Source organism: Bacillus sp. SIMBA_154, from assembly GCF_046536015.1.
GTDB lineage: Bacteria > Bacillota > Bacilli > Bacillales > Bacillaceae > Bacillus > Bacillus pumilus_P.
On sequence record NZ_JAWJBV010000257.1, the window covers coordinates 1 to 273 of the forward strand.

At 39.2% G+C, this 273-nt stretch carries 1 protein-coding gene; it reads left to right on the forward strand.

Features of this window, described 5'->3' with window-relative positions:
• Positions 1-200 (forward strand): TIGR00366 family protein (locus R0K30_RS21955; RefSeq protein ID WP_410612955.1); only part of this gene is annotated, 200 nt, incomplete at its 5' end.
• Positions 201-273 lie beyond the last annotated feature (73 nt).

Sequence of the window (273 nt, forward strand, 5' to 3'; positions counted from 1 at the left end):
CTTCACAAGCGGATACAGCAGTAGCGGTACAGATTGGAGATCAGTGGACTAATATGGTTCAGCCGTTCTGGATACTTCCAGTTCTTGCTATCTCTGGTTTAAAACTAAAAGATGTAGTGGGCTATATGGTCATTATACTGATGTACTTGGGAGTTATCTTTTCAAGCTCGGTGCTTATTTGGGGCTATATGAGTGCTTAACTACAATAAGCTAGATAAGGAGTTTATATGACATTTTTAATTGAAACCTTTGACAATCCGGACTCTCAGGATT